Source organism: Qipengyuania profundimaris (assembly GCF_030717945.1).
GTDB lineage: Bacteria > Pseudomonadota > Alphaproteobacteria > Sphingomonadales > Sphingomonadaceae > Qipengyuania > Qipengyuania profundimaris.
The window spans coordinates 2466106-2483588 of sequence record NZ_JAVAIM010000001.1; the positions used below are offsets into that span (position 1 = coordinate 2466106).

The window sequence follows — 17483 nt, forward strand, 5'->3', positions numbered from 1 at the left end:
CCTCGATGCAGGCCGATGCCGCCAGCGAAGCGATGCCATGGTGGAAAGGCGCGGCGATCTACCAGATCTATCCGCGCAGCTTCCAGGATTCGAACGGCGACGGAATCGGCGATTTGCCGGGAATAACCCGGCGGCTTCCCTATGTGGCCTCGCTCGGCGTGGATGCGATCTGGATTTCGCCGTTCTTCGTCTCGCCGATGAGAGATTTCGGTTACGACGTCGCCGATTATTGCGATGTCGATCCGATCTTCGGCACGCTCACCGATTTCGATGCGCTGGTCACCCGCGCTCACGAACTCGGCCTCAAGGTCCTCATCGATCAGGTTTATTCGCACACTTCGGACGAACATCCGTGGTTTGCGCAAAGTCGCTCGGACAGAACCAATCCGAAGAACGATTGGTATGTCTGGGCCGACGCAAAGCCCGACGGGTCGCCTCCGTCGAACTGGCAATCCGTGTTCGGGGGTCCCGCGTGGACGTGGGACGCTCGGCGCGGCCAATATTATCTGCACAACTTCCTGAGCAGCCAGCCTCAGCTGAACCTGCACAATCCGGAAACGCAGCTGGCAATCCTCGACGTCATGCGCTTCTGGCTTGACCGCGGCGTGGACGGGTTCCGTATCGATGCGCTCAACTTCGCGATGCACGACCCGCAATTGCGCGACAATCCGCCCGCACCTGCCACCGACAAACCGCGCACGCGCCCGTTCGACTTCCAGCTCAAGACCTACAACCAGAGCCACGCGGATATACCCGCCTTCATCGAACGCATTCGCGCGTTGACCGACAGCTACGACGGCATCTTCACCGTCGCCGAAGTCGGCGGAGACGAGGCGGAGCGCGAGATGAAGGCCTTCACCCAAGGCGAGACGCACCTCAACTCCGCCTATGGCTTCAACTTCCTCTACGCCGAGAAGCTAACACCGGGCGCGATCTGCGCCGCGCTGGCGCAATGGCCGGACGAAGAGGGGATAGGCTGGCCGAGCTGGGCCTTCGAGAACCACGATGCGCCGCGCGCGATCAGCCGCTGGTGGAGCGAGACCAACCGCGATGCTGCAGCGCGAATGAAGGCGCTGCTGCTCGCTTCGCTGCGCGGTAACATCATTCTATATTACGGCGAGGAGCTCGGCCTTTCGCAGGTCGATATCCCCTTCGAGCAGTTGCACGATCCTGAGGCGATCGCCAATTGGCCGCTGACGCTGAGCCGCGACGGCGCGCGGACCCCGATGCCTTGGAGCACTAGCGAAGCGAATTCGGGCTTCTCAGATGGCGAGCCTTGGCTGCCTGTTGGCGAGGACAACGCCGCGAAATCGGTGGCCGTTCAGGACGAAGACGAAAGTTCCTTGCTCAACCATACCCGCGCCATGCTCGCGCTGCGCAACGCCAATCCGGCGCTGCATCACGGGTCGGTCGAGCGGTGCGAAACGCAGGGTGACATCTTCGTGATCGAGCGGTTCGCCGATGGGCAGCACATCCGCTGCCTGTTCAATCTCGGGAGCAAACCGGTCTCCGTGCCGCAGGACCTCGCGCGGGGCAGCGTCCTCGCTGCAGTCAACTCCGCCACCCCCGACGAACTCCCGCCGTATGGCGCAATGGTGATCGAGCTATGAAACCCTTCGCAATCCTCTCCGGCCTCACCCTGCTGTTAGCCGCGCCCGCCGCATTGGCCGAAGAAGTGGTCACCTCCCCCGATGGAACCATCAGCGTCACCGTGGACGTGAATGGCGAAGGGCGGCCGTTCTATCGCGTCGCCAAGAGCGGCGAACCGGTGCTGACCGACAGCCGCCTGGGCTTCTTGCTGGCCGATCAGGACAAGCTGGAGCGCCGCCTTGCCGTGGTCGGTGCCGCTCGCGCCAGTTACGACGAGACTTGGGAGCAACCGTGGGGCGAGCAGCGCTTCGTACGCGACCATCACAACGAGCTTACCGTGCGCTTCGAGGAGGAGAGCGACGAGAAGCGTAAGTTCGGCGTCGTCTTCCGCATCTTCGACGATGCAGTGGCCTTCCGTTACCTGTTCGACGACACGAGCGTCGGCGAGACCTTGCACATCGCGGAGGAGCTGACCGAGTTCAACATCGCGCAGGACGGGACCGCTTGGTGGATCCCCGGCGGAGAGTGGAACCGCTACGAATATCTCTACGAAAAGACGCCGATTTCCGCCGTGTCGGTCGCGCATACGCCGCTCACGTTCCGCATGGAGAGCGGCACGCATGTCGCGCTGCACGAGGCGGCGCTGGTCGACTTTGCCGGCATGTGGGTGAAGCGCACCACCGGCACGAACTTCCGCGCGACGCTCGCCCCGACAGGCAGCACGCCCGCGCGCGCGGTGCGCAATGTGCCTTTTGCGACGCCCTGGCGCACGATCCGCATTTCGGACGATGCCGCGGGACTCGCCGAAAGCTTGGTCGAGCTCAACCTCAACGAGCCCAACAAGCTGGGCGACGTCAACTGGTTCACGCCGCACAAATATGTCGGCGTCTGGTGGTCGCTCCATCTCGACGAGGAAACCTGGGGCTCCGGCCCGAAACACGGCGCGAAGACCGCGAACGTCAAACGCTATATCGATTTTGCGGCCGAGCATGGTTTCGAAGGCGTCCTGGTCGAGGGCTGGAACATCGGCTGGGACGGCAACTGGTTCTTCAACGGGGCCGATTTCAGCTTCACCGAAGCCTATCCCGACTATGACTTTGAAGAGCTGGCCCGCTACGCCGCGGAAAAGGGCGTGCCGATCGTCGGCCACCATGAGACCAGCGGCGATGTTGGCAATTACGAAAGCCAGCTTTCTGCCGGACTCGACCTGATGGCAGCGCGCGGGGTGAAGACGATCAAGAGCGGTTATGTCACCGATGCTTGCAATCTGCGCTACGTCCATCCCGATGGCCGCGAGACGCGCGAATGCACCGAAAGCCAGGTGATGCAGCGCCACCACCTCAAGGTCGTGACCGAGGCGGCCAAGCGGAAGATCGCGATGAACCCGCACGAGCCGGTCAAGGATACCGGCCTGCGACGCACCTATCCGAACTGGGTCAGCCGCGAAGGCGCGCGGGGCATGGAATTCGCCGCCTGGGGCGTTCCGACCAACGGACCGAGCCATGTGCCGACGCTGGTGTTCACGCGTATGCTGTCCGGCCCGATGGATTACACGCCTGGCGTCCTCAGCCTGCAGGGACGCGGCCAGCCGCTCGAAATGACGATGGCACGGGCGTTGGCCGAATATGTACTGATCTATTCGCCGATCCAGATGGTCGCCGACCTGCCCGAACACTATGCCGAGCATCCCGAGCCCTTCCAGTTCATCAAGGACGTTCCCGCCGACTGGTCGGAAAGCCGTATTCTCGACGCCGCCGTGGGTGAATATGTCGTCACCGCGCGCAAGGACCGGAACAGCGATGAATGGTTCGTGGGCGGCGGCGCGGACGAGCAGGGGCGTGACGCCCGGGTTTCGCTCGACTTCCTCGATCCCGGAAAGTCCTATCGCGCCGAAATCTACCGCGACGGCCCGACCTCTGACTATCGCGGCGATGCGCGGTTCGAGATCGTGATCGAAGACCGGACCGTCACATCCGCAGACGTGCTAGACTTGCGCATGGCGCCGGGTGGCGGCTTCGCGATCAGGCTGATACCCACTGGCGGGTGAGCGCTCCCACCCCTCCCCGCGTCGTCGTCCTCGGCGGCGGCAGCGCCGGCTGGATTACCGCCTGCCTGCTCCATCACGAATGGGGGGCACGCGGTGGATCGGTGACCGTTGTCGAAAGCCCCGAGATCGGCATCATAGGTGTAGGTGAGGGATCGACGCCACAGCTCAAAGCCTTCTTCGACCATCTCGGCATCGAGGAGTCCGAATGGATGGCGGCCTGCGATGCGACATACAAGCTTGGCATCCGCTTCACCGGCTGGAGCGAGCGGCCCGGTTTCGAGAGCTATTTCCACCCCTTCCCTGCGCCGACAGACCTGCACAGCGAGCCGGGCTTCCTGCACAATTGCATGCTGGCCCGCCGGGGGGTCGACGTACCGGCCCATCCCGCCGACTGGTTCATCGCCGAGACACTGGCAGACGCGCGGAAAGCACCGCAGCCCAACGAGAATTTTCCGTTCCCGCCAAGCTACGGCTACCACTTCGACGCTCACAAGCTTGGCGCATTCCTGCGCGACTGGGCTGTAAAGCTGGGTGTAAGGCACAAGCCTGTTCGTGTAGACGAAGTAGAGTTTGCTGCAGACGGCAATGTAGCTGCCTTGCTCTGCGAAGGCGGTGAATGCATCGAAGGGGACATCTTCGTCGATTGTTCTGGTTTCCGCTCGCTGATCGCGCAGCAGGCGCTCGGCGCCGAGTTCATTCCCTTTACTGAGAACCTCTTCAACGATCGCGCCGTCGTCATGCCGACGAAGCATGGCGAAAAACTCAAACCGCAAACCGATGCCATCGCGATGAGCAATGGCTGGCGCTGGTCGATCCCGCTGACCAGCCGGGTCGGCAATGGCTACGTCTATTCTTCGAAATACATCTCCGAAGAAGACGCCGAGGCCGAATTGCGAAAAGCCATCGGCATGGAGCACGACGGTGAGACACGTGTGCTACAGATGCGCGTGGGGCGAGTGAGGGAAAGCTGGACGAGGAACTGCCTCGCCGCCGGCCTCTCGCAAGGCTTTATCGAACCGCTTGAGGCGACCGCGCTGCACATCGTTATCGTGACCGCGCTCGACTTTGCACGCGCTTTCGAAAGCGGCGTGTTCACCGCGCAAAATCGCGAGGCATTCAACCGCCGCATCGCCGACAAATACGAGGGCATTCGCGACTATATCGTGGCGCATTACCGCCTCAACCAGCGCAGCGACACGCAATACTGGCGCGACAATGCGGCCAACCACGCTCTGTCGGCCAATCTCAAGGACATGATGTCGGCCTGGTTCACGCATGAGGACATCGGCCAACTGAACGCGCGCCAGCATGGCGGCCATCCGCACTACGCGAACATGAGCTGGCACTGCCTTTTCGCTGGCTACGGCACCTTCCCGCCTGCAGCCAAGATGCAGGCTCCGCCGCCCGGTCTCGCCGTGGCCGATGTGGAGCAGACCCACGCCATGCTGGCCGCATGCGCACGCAACTTTCCCGATTACGCACCGGTCTGACTGGCGAGGAAGCGTCCGCGGAGCCGATCCAGACTGACGAACCCTGAAAACGCATAACGGGCAACCAATCGCTTGACGAATCAAAACTCCTTTTGAAATGTTCGTTTCAATCAAGGAGAGATGATGGTCGATTACAGCGCGCTTCCCGCAAACACCCCGGTTCTCGTCGGTGCCGGTCAGATCACCGACCACTGGTATGGCGAAGATCCGGCCAGCGCGCCCTCGCCGCAGGATCTGCGCCGGGATGCCGCACGGATCGCACTGGACGATAGCGGCGCGCCGGACGCCTTGCGCGAAACGATCGACCGGATCGTCGCCGTGCGCACGACGCCGGATTCCATACCCGGCGCGCCGCAACCCTTCGGCCGGTGCGAGAACCCGCCCGCCACCGTCGCGGCCGACCTCGGCCTTGCGGACACCGAGAACATCTATTCCGAGCTCGGCGGCAACCAGCCGCAAGAGCTGGTCAACGAACTTGCAGCTGCCTTGCACGCAGGCGAATGCCGTGCCGCACTGCTCGTTGGGGCGGAGGCGACACGCGCGCTCAAGGCGGCGGTGCGGGCCGGGATGACGCTCGACTGGAGCCGCTCTGCCGCCGGCCCGCAGACCGACCGCGGCTATGGAGGCGCGCTGCTTTCCCCATACGAGATCCGAAACGGCCTAGGCGCGCCGACGCAGACCTATCCTGCCTTCGAACACGCGCTGCGCCGTCGCCTCGGCAACAGCCGCGAGGAGCATTTGGCGCTGATGAGCGAGCTGTGGGCAGGATTCTCGAAGGTCGCCGCTGACAATCCGCACGCCCAGTTTCCCACCGCGCGCAGCGAGGAATTTCTCTCGACGCCCAGCGCGGAAAATTACCCCGTCGCCGACCCCTATCTCAAATGGCACGTCGCGCAGGATGCGGTGAACCAGGCTGCTGCCGTCGTGATGACCACCGTGGGCGAGGCCGAGCGGATGGGCATCGACCGGTCCAAGTGGGTCTTCCTCCACGGCCATGCAGAGGCGAAGGACGGTTTCGTCACCCGTCGGCAAGACCTGTCGCGCTCCCTGCCGATCGAGAAGTCGCTGCATCAGGCGCTCCGCACCAGCGGCAAGCAGGCGAGCGATATCGCGCTGTTCGACATCTACAGCTGCTTTCCCTGCGCCGTGCTGCTCGCGACAGAAGCGCTCGACATCGACTGGCGCGAGACGCCGGTGACCTTGACCGGCGGCCTTCCCTTCTTCGGCGGACCGGGCAATAATTATTCGCTTCACGCCATTGCCACCATGACCGAGCGGCTGCGCGAACAACCGGGCGACTTCGGCCTGATAATGGCCAATGGCGGCTTCCTGACCAAGGAAGCGGTCGGCGTCTATTCGACTACGCTGCCGGAGAATTGGGCCCCGGTCTCCAGCGAAACCATCCAGCGCGAAATCAACGCCCAGCTGCTGCCGGAGCCGGAACAGGCCGATGGCGAAATCGACATCGCGACCTGCACGGTGGTCTTCCAGAAGGGCGTGCCGACCCGCGGCTTTGTCATCGGCGATGGTACGGAGGGCCGTGTCCTCGCCCGGATCGCCAAGGGCGACGATGCGACGCTGAAGGCGCTGCTGGCCGATGATCCCGTCGGCAAGCGCGCGCGGATCGAAGTGTGCGACGATACCAATATCATCGCGGGGATCGACTGATCGTGGCGCATGCCGGAGACAATCGACCGATGCTCGAAGGCATCAAGGTGGTCGATCTCACAAGCATCGTCTTCGGGCCATATTGTACGCAGATGCTCGCCGATCTCGGTGCCGAGGTGACCAAGATCGAAGCGCCCGGCATCGGCGACGCCTATCGTTGGGCAGGCAAGCCCGCGGCGAGCAAGGGAATGGGACCGGGTTTCTTTGCCATCAATCGCGGGAAGCGTTCGCTCGCGCTCGATCTCAAGCAGAACGATGATCGTGAGAGGATGCTCGACCTGCTGCGCGACGCCGACCTGTTCGTCGTCAATGTGCGCGGCAAGGCGCTGGAACGGCTCGGCCTCGATTACGAGAGCCTCACAGCAATTAATCCGGAGCTGATCTACGTCCATTGCGTCGGCTTCGGCCAGGACGGCCCCTATGCCGATCTGCAAGCCTATGACGACGTGATCCAGGCCGCGAGCGGCGCCGCGAGCCTGCTGCCGCGCGTCGATGGCGACCCGCGAGCGCGTTATCTGCCGTCGCTCATCGCCGACAAGGTCGCGGGGCTCCACGCCGCCCATGCTGCCTTGGCAGCCATCGTCCACAAATTGCGCACCGGGCGCGGCCAGCATGTCGAAGTGCCGATGTTCGAGGCCTTCACCGGCTTCATCCTGCTCGAACATCTCGGCGGCCTCACCTACGATCCGCCGAATGCACCCGCGGGTTACGAGCGGCAGGTCGATCCCGACCGCCAGCCCTTCCCGACCAGCGACGGATATATCAGCATCGTCCCCTATACCGATGCCAGCTGGCCCAAGGTGTTCGCCGTACTCGGCGCGTCCGAAGTGCTCGACGACGAGCGTTTTGCCGACCCGGCCAGCCGCTTTGCCAATATCGGCGGACTCTACCGCGAGATGGCACGGTTGACCGCTGGATTCACGACGCAAGAGCTGCTCGAGAAATGCCATGCTGCCCAGCTCCCGGCACAGGCCGTGCGCGATCTCGACGATATGCTGGACGAACCCCATCTCGCCGCAACCGGTTTCTTCCGCAGCCGCAGCCACTCGACCGAAGGCGGCTACCGCGAGATGCGGTCGCCCTTCACGTTCGGCGATTACGAAATGCCTGAACTCGCGCCGCCGCCCTTGCTTGGCGAGGCCAATGGGGAGGAACCGGGCCCGTGAGCGAGCCTCGAACGAAAACACCCACGCGGCAGAAGATCATCGATGCCGCGCGCGAGTTGATGGTGGAGCAGGACAGCCTGGAGATCTCGATCTCCGAGATCACGCGCAAGGCCGGCACCAACATTGCATCCGTCAGCTATCACTTCGGCGGGCGCGAGGGACTGATGGTGTCGATCGCCCGCGCCGATGCGGATTTCGCGATCGGCGAGCTCGACAGGCTGCTGGCTTCCGGCATGAGCCCGCCCGACAAGATCGCGCATCACGTCACCGGCATGGTCCGCGCCTATTTCCGCCGGCCCTACCTCCACCGCCTGCTGCAAAAGCTGATCCGCGAAGGATCGCGCGAGGCGGCCACGCTGGTCACCGGCTTCTTCAGCATTCCGGTGGCCGATGCCCGCCGGACGATCATCGAAGAAGGCGTGGCGCAAGGGCTCTTCCGGCCCGTCGACACCAATCTGGTCGGCTATGCGATCGAGGGGGCATGTGCGAACATCTTCACCTCTGCCGCCTCGCGCCGCGCCCTGCTGGGTTCGGGCGACCTCGATCAGGCGCTGGTCGAGCGGTTCGCTGCCAGCACGGCCGAACTCGTGGTGCGCGGATTGCTCGCGCCTGGAGTCGATCGCCCTCTGAGTTGAGGCGAGCGCTCTCTCTAGAAGCCGAGGCGCACCCCGGCCCATACGGTGCGCGGTACGCCGAGGTCGATCGAGCCGCCCTGATCGCGGGTGACGATAGTTTCGTCGGTGAGGTTCTCGCCGCGCAGAATGAGCGAGATGCCGTCGGCTAGCGGGACTTGCGCGAAGGCGCCCAGCGTGGTCGCGGCGGGCAATATGTCAGTCTCGAGATCGTCCTCGAATTGCGCGCCGACATGGCGCAGTGTGGCCGACAGAAGCCAGTCCTGAGCCGAACGCCAGGCAAGCGTTGCACCTGCGACCCAGCGCGGCGTCTGCGCGGGGCGATTGCCGTCGAGCGCGGCCGCAGCGCCCGATCCTCGTGCCTCTGCATCGGTGTAAGCAAGGCCGCCATCGAAGCTCACCTCGCCGAGCGAAAGCTTTGCATTGGCCTCGATCCCGCGCGCGCGGACCGCGTCGATATTGCGGCGCTGGCGCAGGTTCTCGGCGATCGTCACATTCGCGACCGCGTCCTTTACGCGGTTGTCGAAAGCCGTGAGACCGAGCGCGATACGATCGGAGGGCGCGAAATCGACACCCACCTCGAAACCTTCGAGCCGCTCGTTTTCGAGCGCGGCGTTCGCCTGCGTGACCACCGGAAAGACTACGAAGGGCCGGTAGAGTTCATTGAGCGTCGGCAGGCGAAGACCGGTATAGGCCGCAGCGCGCAGGCTTGCGCCGTCGCCGAGACGATAGAGCGCTCCGGCGCGGAAAGACGTCTCCCAGCCCGCGCGATCCGCAAACCGATCGTCGATCTGGATCGCACCCGCAGCATCCCGCTCGGTAAAGAAGCCGTTGCGGATCGTGTAGCGATCGAGCCGCGCTCCGCCGGTCAGCGTCAGCGAACCCAGCGTCAGGTCGTTTTCCACGAACAGTCCGAGATCGGTGTTCGTCCCGCCTGCATTGCGCCGCGCGCTGACTTGCCCGCTGAACGCGCTGATCGCGGTCTCGAACAGTTCGCCGTCGCTCCGGCGATAATCGAGGCCGAGACGCAGGACATTGCGCTCACCCGTCGGCGGGCGGACTTCGATCTTGCCGCCGATGCCGGTCGAGGGCGTATTGCGCTGGTCGAGCACCGGCACGAAGCGGGTCGAGCTGATCACCCGGTTGGCGAAATTGCGCGCCTGGACATAGCCGAGCACGTCGAATTCCCATGCCCCGCGCCCGATCATGCGCAGGCTTGCATCCTGCCCCTCGATCCGGCTGTCCGCCCCTTCGAAGCGCAAGGTCCGCTCGTCCTCGAAGATGAGGCCGCGCGCTTGCAATTCGATCGTCTCGGTCAGCGGAGCAACGCCGCGAACTTGCAGCGAATAGCCATCGAAAGCTGCGCGGGCCGTGGCGGGCACGCGGTCGCCGACGGGCGTGGTGAAGAAACCCTTCCCCCTATCCCAGCGACCGGAGATCACGCCGAAGCCTGCGCCGAGGCGCGACGCCACGCTGGCGCTTGCCTCGGTTTCGCCGCGATCGTTCGCGAGCAATTGGGCATCGAGCGTGCCGAGCGTGTCGATCCCCGCGCTCTGCAATTCGATCGTGCCAGCCAGCGCGCCCGCGCCGAAGGGGCCGGAGCCGCCGCCGCGCGTGACGCGGATCGCGGCCAGCCTCTCGGGGGCAAGCGCGCTGAAGGGGATGAAGCCGAAGAAGGGATCGGCCATCGGCACGCCGTCGAGCAGAACCAGCGCGCGGCTGGTCGCATTGCCGCCAAGCGCGCGCAGGGTCGCCCCTTGCGCCGATGGATTGGCCGAGCGACTGTCGGAACGGCGGAATTGCTGGAAGCCCGGCACGGCTGCCAGCGCATCCTCGATCCGGCCCGACGAGGTCGAGACCAGCGTCTCGCGCTCGATCACCTGGACGTCGTAAGCCGGTGCGGCAGGCGTTTCGGCAAGGCCTTGGCCGGTCACGACGATGATTGGCTCATCATCGCTCTCCTGCGCTGCGGCAGGGGTTGCAAGCACAGCGGCAAGGGAGACGGTCGAAGCAAATATCGGCGATCGGATCACGGCGCAGCCTCTCGTTTCGGAGTGGCGCGATTGAGACATCGGCTGCGCGCGGTCAACCGCTGAAGCCGTCGGCGCGATCAGAACTCGAGAGCCGAGACGATCGCGCCGGCCTGCTCGGCACCCGAGCCGGGCGGGCGGCGGATGAGCCAGTGCGCGTCCAGCAGAGGCGCCTGTGCGCCGCTCTGCTGGTTTCCGAGCGGCAGCAAGCCGCCAGCCCCGGAGGCAGCCCTGACGAAGGTTTCGCGCGAGCCCGTTTCCCCGAAATCGGCACCCAGCACCATCGGCATGAACGCCAGCTCCGAAGCTGTCGAACCCCCTTGCAGGCAGGCCAGCAGGGGCCGCAGGAACAAGCGTGCGGTGACCATGGCCGATGTCGGATTGCCCGGCAGGCCGAGCACCGCCTTGCCCTGCACCATGCCGAACCACACCGGGCGCCCCGGCCGGATCGGCAGGCGCGCGAAGACTTCTTCTAGGCCATGCTCCGCGAACATCGGCCGCGCGAGGTCGTAATCCCCCACCGACGCTCCGCCGGTGACGACGACGCAGTCCGCCGCGTCCAGAGCCGCGCCTGCCAATTGCGACAGTTGTTCGAGATCGTCGCCGCCGCGCGCGGTGTACGTCACTTCGCCACCTGCAGCCCTCGCCATGGCAGCAACGCCATAGCTCGCACTGTCGGCCAGCGTAGCTTCATCCGCATAAGCATCGCCGGGCTCGACGAGTTCGTCACCCGTCGCAATGATCGCCACCCGTGGGCGGTGCCGAACCTCGACTTCCGCCCGATCGGCCGCAGCCCCCGCCACCATCGCTTGCGGAGTTAGCCGTGCACCCGCAGGGACCAGCACGTCTCCGCGGCGGAAATCGCTTCCGGTCTGGCGCACATGGCGTGCCGGCCCGAAGCCCTCGCGAAATCGTACCCGGTCGCCATCGCGCTCGGCATATTCCTGCATGATGACGCAATCAGCGCCCTCCGGGAGGAAGGCGCCAGTGAAGATGCGCATGGCCTGTCCGGGCTCAAGTGCTTGCTCGGGTAACTGACCTGCGCGCACCTCGCCGATGCAGTCGAGCCAGTCGCCAGCCTGCGTGCTCGTTTCCACTACGGCATAGCCATCCATGACCGAGCAATCGCGACGCGGCGCATCGCTCCGCGCGGTCAGTCTCTCGGCAAGATAACGTCCCGCCACGTGCTCGAGCGATACGGTTTCCGTTCCGAGCGGCGAAACGGCAGCCTCCAATAGCGCTATGGCCTCGTCGAAATCCGGCACCGGCCCCTCGCCTATCCGCCGATCGACGCGAGGTGCGGGGTCGCGCCGCTATCGCCTTCGCGCAGTCGGTGACCCGCGGCTTTGTCCGGCATCGCGCGGCGAATGGCCGCGATCAGCTCTTCGTGCTGCTCGTCGTGCTGAAGCAGCGGACGCAGGTCCAGCCCGCCCTCCCCGAACAGGCAGAGATGCAACTTGCCGCGGCTCGAGAGGCGAAGGCGGTTGCAGCTGTCGCAGAACCCGTGGGCGTAGGGTGCAATCAGGCCGATTGTTCCGGCATAATCGGGATGTGCGTAATCGACCGCCGGACCGGCGCCCGCCTTGCGCGGCCTCGCAATCCACCCCTCGTCCGCCAGCCGCGTGCGCACCAGATCGCCCGATTGCGCCTCGCCCGCTCGCCAGTCGGCATTGTCGTTGGTCCGCATGAGTTCGATGAAGCGCCATGCGACCGGGCGGTTGGCCACAAAGGCGCGAATGCGGTCCCATTCGGCGTCGTCCAGCCCGCTCATCAGCACGGTATTGACCTTCACCGCGTCGAACCCGGTTTCGACCGCCCGATCAACGCCGCGCACCACATCGGCCAGCCGGTCGTGCCCGGTGATGCGCGCGAAACTTGCGGAGTCGAGCGTGTCGATGCTGACATTGACTGCGTGCAGCCCCGCATCCCGCCATTCCTGCGCTCTCTCGGCAAGGCGGTAGCCATTGGTGGTCATCGCGAGGCGCCGGACGCCTGGGACTCCCGATATGGCGCGCGCGATCGCGGTGAAGTCGTGGCGCACCGTCGGCTCGCCACCGGTCAGGCGCAGCTTCCACAGGCCGAGAGCGGCGAAGGCGCGTACCGCGCGCGCCATCTCGTCCACCGACAGCTCCGACGCGAGGCCTGCCTGCTTCTTGAAGCCATTCGGCAAGCAATAGGTGCAGCGGAAATTGCAGCGATCGGTGACGGAGAGTCGCAGATAGGAAAATCGCCGACCATGGCCGTCTGCTAACCCGGCATTCTGCGCGGGGGCTGCAAAGGCGTCGGGAGGGGGCTCTAGTGGCGGCATGCCATAAGGATACGCCCCACAGCCCATAAAGGCTACAGCCAGTCTTCCGCGAACCTACCGCTCGACGACGTCTTTCGACATGGGCGCGAGCTTGGCGAGGAAGCGATTCTGGGCTGCGAAAGGCACGTCTTCTTCGCGCATGGCCTGTTGCAGATTCTCTACGAGCGCATTCAGGTCGCGCCGGGTCACGCCCATGCCGGCATGCGCCGCCGCCATGTCGCGCCCGGTGTAATCGCATCCGGCATTGAGGATGAAGCAGAACTGCTCGAACAGCGTGCGCTCCAGCCGCACCATATCGTGAGCGACGAAAATCTCGGCAATGCGGGAGTCCGCGCGCGATAGTTCGACGGTGCGAACAGCGATGCGGCGAATCCCGTCCTGCCCGCCGAAATGGTCCGCCATTTGCGACCCTGAAAACTGACGTGCCCCGGCATTGTCGTTCGATTGTTCGTAGGGATCGACCGGCAACTCGCCGGTCTCCGGATCGCGCACCCGCTCCTCCACGCCGAATTCCTTGTCCCAGTCGATATCGGCGGGCGGCGTGTCCTGCAGGGCCATGAGGGCGATAGGAAAAAGAAGCATGATGATCTCGCTGTCGGTAATCGTCGTGACGTCAGAATGCGATCTGCGCGGAGAGGAAGCCGCCGCGCTGGTCCTCGAAGGTCGCGATGGAGCCGAGGTCGGCGTAAGCGGCGGCCACGGTGATATGATCGCTCACGGCATAAGCGGCGAAAACGTCCATCCAGTCGTCTTCGCCGAAACCGAGATTGTCGGGCTTGCTGCGGAATTCGGCCCCGACCACCGCGCGCCGCGATAGCTGGTAGGCGATGGATCCCTCGAACTGCAGCTCACGGCCCTCATCGGTCGCGCTCCCGAAGCCGAGCAGCCCGCCCTGATTGCCCGATGTATAGCGCAGCGTGGCCGAAGCCAGCACACTGCGGGCGAGGAACAGCTTGGATGTGCTGACGAAGAAGTCGGTTCCGTTCGCGCTGTCCGCGCCTACTGCTTGCACCACGGCAGCATCGCGGCTGCGCTTGTGCTGCACGCCGACGGCGATTTGCGGCATCAGCGGGTCGCCATAGACGAGGTCGCCCGCCAGCCGCACCTTGGCGCCGAACACGTCCTGGTTGAATGTGTAGCCCTGCCCGAGCCCGAGCGCGGCACCGACATCGCGCGTATCGAAATTCTGGCGCGCATAGGACAGCTCCACCCGATCGGCGATGGCTAAGGCGACGCCATGGCTCTGCCAGCCGAAATCGGGCAATTCGATCAGCGTGCCATGCGCCGTGAGCCCGATGCCGCGATCGGTTTGCAGGCCGCCGATCGTCGCCCAGGTCGCAATGCCGCCGCCGCTCGCCCCTTCGATCGATGTGACGCCATTCGTCAGCAACAATTTGCCGCCCGGTAGCAGACTTGTGTCCGATTCGTTTGCGATGGCTTCCGGTTCGGTTCGCGCGTTCTCATCCTGCGCAATGGCAGGAGCGGTGGAGAATACGAAGCCAATCGCGAGGACGGCCAAAGCGGGGACCCTGTTCATGACCGGCGTGGTAGATCGGCGTGGTTAACAGGCTGCTAATACCCGTATTTCGCGCAGAGCAGTTCGTTAATCATTTCCCACTACTCCGGCGCTTGTGAAACCGGTCGCAATCCTTCTGGCATGCGTGAGCCTGGCCGTGCCGGCCGCGCATTTGCTGGCATCGAACACGCGCGATGCGCGTATCCAGATCGTCGACGAACGCGGCATGCCCGTGCGCGATGCGGTCGTGGAGATCATGCCCGCAGGCGGCGCCGGATCGCCCGTCCGCTTCCCTTGGCGGGCAGCAATGGGGCAAAAGGATCTGCAGTTCGTTCCCGGCACGCTGGTGGTCGCCAAGGGGGCGACCGTTGCTTTCCCCAACCTCGATCGCGTCCGCCACAGCATTTATAGCTTCTCCAAAATCGCCCGGTTCGAAATCGACCTCTACGGCCGCGACCAGACACGCACCCAGCGCTTCGACACCACAGGGGCCGCAGCGCTCGGCTGCAATATTCATGACGATATGCGCGGCTATGTCCGCGTCGTCGACACGCCCTTCGCGGGCAAGACAAACGGCAACGGCATCGTCGATATCACCGGTCTGCCCGGCGGAACGGCAAGCATCACCGTTTGGCATCCCCGCCTCAGGGCGCCCGCCAACGAGACGAGCCAGACCGTGTCGATCGGCAACGGGCTCTCGCGCAAATACAAGGTTCGCCTGCGATGACGGCGATGGCCCCTATCGACCTCTTGCGCTTCGGTTCGCTCAAGCTGCGAATGGCGGCCCTGTATGCAACCCTGTTCGCTATCGTGCTGGCGACGATCCTGGTTATCGTCGGACAGGGTATCGGCCGCTTCGCTGAAGACGCCACCACGCGCGATCTCGCCGCCAATGCCCGCGTTTTCGACGAGATACTCGTCCTTCGGGCGCAGCAGATGCGCAGCTCGACCGACGTGCTGTCCCGCGATTTCGGGTTTCGCGAGGCGGTAGCTACCGACGACCGGCCAACGCTTGCCAGCGCGCTCGACAGCCTGCGCGAGCGGTCCGGCAGCAGCGCCGCTTTCGTCGTCGGCTACGATGCCTCGCTCACGGGTTCCACCGGCGATGACATGCCGGACCCGATGGGCCTGTGGAATGCGCTCGACGAGGGTCGCAGCTATGGTGTGATCATGCAGGGCGATCGGCTTGCGCTGGCCGCGGCTTCACCAATCCAGGTTCCCGACCTCGTCGGGTGGCTCGTCGTCACCCAGCCGCTCGACGAAGCGGAACTGGCCCGCCTCGTCGAACTGGCGGCCATCGATCTCGACGCGACGGTGATGCGGCAGGCCCGACTGCCCGATGGGATCGCCGAAGCCCCCAGGGGAAAAGTGTTCGAACGTTCAGAAGGCGAGCGCTTCCTTTATCGTGTGTCCGCGCTTCCAACGCTTGAAGAAGGCCTCAATCCGCAGCTCGTGCTGAGGCACTCGCTTACCAAGTCGCTGGCCGAATATTCCGGCATCCGCTGGCTGCTGGCGGCACTGGCGTTCGCCGGCCTCTTGCTCGTGATCGCGCTCAGCTGGCGCGTCGCGAAGACGATTACCCTGCCGCTCCGCAAGCTGGACGAAGCTACCCGGCTCGTCAGCGCCGGAGAGCGGGTAGAAGTGCCGGTAGAAACCGATGACGAAATCGGCCGCCTGGCCGGCAGCTTCAACACGATGATCGAGGCCATCGACGAGCGCGAGAAGAAAATCGTCCATGTCGGCCTGCACGACGGCCTCACCAACCTGCCCAATCGCAAGCTCTTTACCGAACAACTGACCTTGGCGCTTACCCGGCGGCGCGACGACCGGCAGGTCATGGTCGCCTACGCCGATCTCGACGATTTCAAGGTCGTCAACGACACGCTCGGCCATCCTGCGGGCGACATCCTGCTGCGAGAGGTGGCCGGTTTCCTGCGCGAGGACCTTCCGGAAGCCACCATCGCACGGCTCGGCGGGGATGAATTCGCGATCCTGATCGACGACATCGGGCCACTGACCGATCTCAACACGCTGGCGCGACGGATCCAGTCCTGCTTCATGCGCATGATCGACATCGACGGCCAGAAAGCCGACTGTTCCGCCAGTCTCGGCATTGCTATCGCCCCCGCGGATGGCGACGACGGCATCACTCTGATGAAGCACGCCGATCTGGCGCTTTATCGTGCCAAGCGCGAAGGCAAGTCTTGCTACCACTTCTTCGAGCCAGCGCTCGACGAGCAGGCGCGCCAGCGGCGGCAGATGGAACTGGACCTGCGCACGGCGATCAACGACGGCGAATTCGAACTGTATTTCCAGCCGCTCTACAGCCTTACGGAAGACCGGCTTAAGGGCTTCGAGGCGCTCATCCGCTGGAACCACCCCACCAAGGGACTGGTGCCTCCGAACGATTTCATCCCTCTCGCCGAGGAAACCGGCCTCATACTGCCGATCGGGGAATGGGTCGTGCGCGAGGCCTGCCATCAGGCCAGCTTGTGGGACGACGATCTGGCCGTTGCCGTCAACATCTCGCCCAAACAGTTCGGATCACCGGATCTGGTCGGCAAGATCCTCAATGCCATCGCAGCCTCCGGAATCGCACCTCAGCGGCTCGAACTCGAAATCACCGAGAACATCTTCATCACCAATGTCGAGAAGACCATGGCTATCCTGCATAGCCTGCGCGACCTCGGCGTACGGATCGCCCTCGACGATTTCGGGACCGGCTATTCCTCGCTCAGCTATTTGCGGTCTTTCCCCTTCGACAAGGTCAAGATCGATCGCAGCTTCGTGACCGATCTGGCCAGCGGCGAGAACGGCCACGCCATCATCCGTGCGATCACCACGCTGGCCGAGGCGCTCGGCATGGAAACGCTGGCCGAAGGCGTCGAAGACGAAGAACAGTTGGCCATCCTGCGCCGCGAAGGATGCCGCAGCATCCAGGGGTATCTCCTCAGCCGTCCGATGACCGCCGAGCAGGTGAAAGCCTGGACCGGCGCAGACAACGCCGCTGCCTTGGCAGGATAACATCTGCGGAAA

The 17483-nt window shown here is 64.5% G+C and carries 13 protein-coding genes; 8 read left to right on the plus strand and 5 right to left on the minus strand.

Annotated elements, in window-relative coordinates; translation table 11 throughout:
* The first annotated feature begins 5 nt into the window (after positions 1-5).
* From Q9K02_RS12155 to Q9K02_RS12180, 6 genes are all read left to right on the plus strand, one after another.
* A complete protein-coding gene (locus tag Q9K02_RS12155) occupies positions 6-1610 on the plus strand; it encodes an alpha-amylase family glycosyl hydrolase (protein WP_305933513.1) in 1605 nt (534 codons plus the stop codon).
* Positions 1607-3637 carry a glycoside hydrolase family 97 protein gene (locus Q9K02_RS12160; RefSeq protein ID WP_305933135.1) on the plus strand — a complete coding sequence of 677 codons (2031 nt, stop codon included), beginning with the start codon at positions 1607-1609 and terminating at the stop codon, positions 3635-3637. The genes Q9K02_RS12155 and Q9K02_RS12160 overlap by 4 nt, the downstream gene beginning before the upstream one ends.
* Positions 3634-5127 carry a tryptophan halogenase family protein gene (locus Q9K02_RS12165; RefSeq protein WP_305933136.1) on the plus strand — a complete coding sequence of 498 codons (1494 nt, stop codon included), beginning with the start codon at positions 3634-3636 and terminating at the stop codon, positions 5125-5127. Before Q9K02_RS12160 ends, Q9K02_RS12165 begins: the two co-directional genes overlap by 4 nt.
* 123 nt (positions 5128-5250) lie before the next feature.
* The gene (locus Q9K02_RS12170; RefSeq protein ID WP_305933137.1) at positions 5251-6795 is read left to right on the plus strand and encodes a hypothetical protein; all 1545 of its coding nucleotides are present in this window, start codon (positions 5251-5253) and stop codon (positions 6793-6795) included.
* Positions 6759-7961 carry a CaiB/BaiF CoA transferase family protein gene (locus Q9K02_RS12175; RefSeq protein ID WP_305933138.1) on the plus strand — a complete coding sequence of 401 codons (1203 nt, stop codon included), beginning with the start codon at positions 6759-6761 and terminating at the stop codon, positions 7959-7961. Before Q9K02_RS12170 ends, Q9K02_RS12175 begins: the two co-directional genes overlap by 37 nt.
* Positions 7958-8596: a TetR family transcriptional regulator gene (locus tag Q9K02_RS12180; RefSeq protein WP_305933139.1), complete on the plus strand. Its 639-nt coding sequence runs from the start codon at positions 7958-7960 to the stop codon at positions 8594-8596. The genes Q9K02_RS12175 and Q9K02_RS12180 overlap by 4 nt, the downstream gene beginning before the upstream one ends.
* A 14-nt stretch (positions 8597-8610) precedes the next feature.
* On the opposite strand, the gene Q9K02_RS12185 is transcribed toward Q9K02_RS12180, so the two are convergent.
* The 5 genes from Q9K02_RS12185 to Q9K02_RS12205 are packed head-to-tail and all read right to left on the minus strand — an operon-like array spanning position 8611 to position 14468.
* Positions 8611-10665, minus strand: coding sequence for a TonB-dependent receptor (locus tag Q9K02_RS12185; protein WP_305933140.1), 2055 nt, complete (start codon positions 10663-10665; stop codon positions 8611-8613).
* 38 nt (positions 10666-10703) lie between these two features.
* Positions 10704-11888, minus strand: coding sequence for a molybdopterin molybdotransferase MoeA (locus Q9K02_RS12190; protein WP_305933141.1), 1185 nt, complete (start codon positions 11886-11888; stop codon positions 10704-10706).
* A gap of 11 nt (positions 11889-11899) precedes the next feature.
* On the minus strand, positions 11900-12958 hold the full coding sequence (gene moaA, locus Q9K02_RS12195) for a GTP 3',8-cyclase MoaA (protein ID WP_340310206.1): 1059 nt from the start codon (positions 12956-12958) through the stop codon (positions 11900-11902).
* 27 nt (positions 12959-12985) lie between these two features.
* On the minus strand, positions 12986-13513 hold the full coding sequence (locus Q9K02_RS12200) for a group I truncated hemoglobin (protein WP_305933143.1): 528 nt from the start codon (positions 13511-13513) through the stop codon (positions 12986-12988).
* 31 nt (positions 13514-13544) lie between these two features.
* Positions 13545-14468, minus strand: a complete 924-nt coding sequence (locus tag Q9K02_RS12205; RefSeq protein ID WP_305933144.1) for a DUF3034 family protein — start codon at positions 14466-14468, stop codon at positions 13545-13547.
* A gap of 124 nt (positions 14469-14592) precedes the next feature.
* On the opposite strand from Q9K02_RS12205, the gene Q9K02_RS12210 reads away from it, so the two are divergent.
* Together Q9K02_RS12210 and Q9K02_RS12215 are read left to right on the plus strand one after the other, a co-directional pair.
* Positions 14593-15174 carry a cupredoxin domain-containing protein gene (locus Q9K02_RS12210; protein WP_305933145.1) on the plus strand — a complete coding sequence of 194 codons (582 nt, stop codon included), beginning with the start codon at positions 14593-14595 and terminating at the stop codon, positions 15172-15174.
* On the plus strand, positions 15171-17471 hold the full coding sequence (locus Q9K02_RS12215; protein WP_305933146.1) for a putative bifunctional diguanylate cyclase/phosphodiesterase: 2301 nt from the start codon (positions 15171-15173) through the stop codon (positions 17469-17471). The genes Q9K02_RS12210 and Q9K02_RS12215 overlap by 4 nt, the downstream gene beginning before the upstream one ends.
* Positions 17472-17483 lie beyond the last annotated feature (12 nt).